Source organism: Nocardiopsis sp. TNDT3 (assembly GCF_003427465.1).
Classification (GTDB): Bacteria; Actinomycetota; Actinomycetes; order Streptosporangiales; family Streptosporangiaceae; genus Nocardiopsis; species Nocardiopsis dassonvillei.
Window position 1 is genome coordinate 1 of the sequence record NZ_QPFC01001251.1, and the last position, 2,268, is coordinate 2,268.

General features: G+C 74.1%; 2 protein-coding genes. One reads left to right on the forward strand and one right to left on the reverse strand.

Translation table 11 applies throughout. The annotated features are described in order from the left end of the window. Positions 1 to 49: 49 nt before the first annotated feature. On the reverse strand, positions 50 to 1,180 hold the full coding sequence (gene alr / locus DQW06_RS26510; RefSeq protein ID WP_013155049.1) for an alanine racemase: 1,131 nt from the start codon (positions 1,178 to 1,180) through the stop codon (positions 50 to 52). A 219-nt stretch (positions 1,181 to 1,399) separates the two neighbouring features. Between alr and DQW06_RS26515 the strand changes: the two genes are divergently transcribed. Next, positions 1,400 to 2,119 (forward strand): DUF6069 family protein, encoded by a 720-nt coding sequence (locus tag DQW06_RS26515; protein WP_013155050.1) that lies wholly within the window; start codon positions 1,400 to 1,402, stop codon positions 2,117 to 2,119. Positions 2,120 to 2,268: the final 149 nt, after the last annotated feature.

Below are 2,268 nucleotides of genomic sequence, written 5' to 3' on the forward strand. Positions count from 1 at the left end.
CGTGCCGGAGGGGACGCGCTCCCGGAGGGGACGGCCGTGCCGGAGGGGCTCAGGCGCCCCCGCCGACGTACTCGCGCGGGACCCGGGGGCCCACCCGCGTGACGATCTCGTACGGGATGGTGTCCAGGATCTCGGCCCAGTCCTCGGCGGTCGGGGTGTCCGGGTGGTCCTCGGGGTTGCCGAAGAGCACCGCGTACTCACCGGCCTCCACGGCGTCGTCGCCGACGTCCACGACGAACTGATCCATGCAGACCGTTCCCGCGACGGCCCGGCGGCGTCCGCCCAGGAGGACGGGCCCCCGGTTGGTGGCGGCGCGGGGGACCCCGTCGGCGTAACCCAGCGGCACCAGGGCCAGGGTGGTCTCCCGGTCGGTCACGTAGCGGTGGCCGTAGGAGACGCCGCTGCCCTCGGGGACGCGCTTGGTGAGGGCGAGCCGGGAGCGCAGCGTCATCGCGGGCCGCAGCCCGGTCCCCGTGAGGCCGGGGATCGGGCTCAGGCCGTAGCTGGCGATCCCGCCGCGGACGAGGTCGAAGCGGGCCTCGGGGAGGGTGAGCAGCGCGGCCGAGTTGGCGATGTGCCGGACCTCGGGGGTCAGGCCGACCTTGTCCGCGGTCTCCAGGGCCTCGTGGAAGCGGGAGAGCTGGCGTGCGACGGAGGGGTGGCCCGGCTCGTCGGCGCAGGCGAAGTGGGACCACACGCCGGTGACGCGCAGGTGCCCCTCGTCCTCGGCGCGGGCGGCGGCCTCGGCCAGGGCGCCCCAGTCGGCGGGACCCACGCCGCCGCGGTTGAGGCCGGTGTCGGCCTTGAGCTGTACGCGGGCGGTGCGGCCGATGCGGCGGGCCTCGGCGATCACGGTGTCCAGGACCGCGCGGTCGCTCACCCCGAGGTCGATGTCGGCCTCGACGGCCTCCGCGACCGGCTCGCCGGGCGGGATGATCCAGGCCAGGACGGGCGGGGTCAGTCCGGCGCGGCGCAGTTCGAGGGCCTCGCCGATGAAGGCCGTGCCCAGCCAGGTCGCGCCGCCCGCGATCAGGGCGCGGGCTGCCGGGAGCATGCCGTGCCCGTAGCCGTCGGCCTTGACCACACCCATGAGCGGGGTGCCCCCTGCGAACCCGCGGAGCACCCGCGCGTTGTGGGAGATCGCGTCGAGGTCGACGCGAGCGTGCGCGAAGTGAGACATGTACTCCAGTGTTCCACGTGCGCGGGACCGGAGCGGAGCGGCGCCGGAACACGCCCGGCGAGGGGTCGGACACGCCCGGGAGGGCGTGACCGTTTTCCCCGGCCTCCCGGGGCGTCCCGCGTGACCAGGCACGACGCGGGTTTTCTCGGTCACCCGTAGTACATGGGTGGATGCGGGGTAGGGGATCGGCCCAGAGGCACAGTATCTGGGGGTACTGGCATGACCGAGATAGGTAGCGAACGACCCGTCAACACCACGAGGCTGTGGTACGGAGGGATGGCCACCGCCGTGGTGGCGGCGCTGGTGATCTTCGCGGGGGCACTGGTCTTCCGAGGAGTGTTCGGGGTACCGGTGCTCGCACCGGAGGACGCGGGGGCACTGGGCGACGCGAGCACGGTGGTCTACGCGCTGATGGCCGCCGTGGCGGCGCTGCTGGCCACGGGGCTGATGCACATGCTGCTGCTCAGCGCCCCGCGGGCGATGAAGTTCTTCGGGTGGATCCTGGGGCTGGTCACGGCGATCGCCGCCGTCGCCCCGTTCAGCGAGCCCGTGGACACGTCGAGCCAGGTCAGCACGTCCGTGATCAACCTGGTCACGGGTATCGCGATCATCACCCTGCTGCGGAGCGTGGGGCGCGCCTCCACCCTGAGCGGCCGGGCCCCGGGTGACGCCCGGACGGCCTACACGACGCACGAGGCGACCGTGAGGCCCGTCGGGGACCCCGGGCCGGAGCCCAGGGACGAGACGCAGGCCGTGGATCCCAGGGAGCCCGTGCAGGGTGAGGAGCCCGTCCTGCGGCACGAGGGCATCCTGCCCGACGTGAAGCAGGGCGAGTACCGCAAGAACCAGGTCCGCGCCCAGCAGATGGACGCGGAGGCGGAGGAGGCCAGGCGGGACCAGCACGGCCGTCAGGCTCCGGGAGACCAGCACGCCGGATGACCGGTACGCCGGGCGGCCGACGCACCGTTCGACCAGCACGCCGGACGGTCCCGACGAGCGGCCGGACCGGGTGACCCGTGACCCCGGGAACCAGAGCGGCGCCCCCTGACCCGAGGCGCACGAGGGGGCGGAGCCGAGCGGCTCCGCCC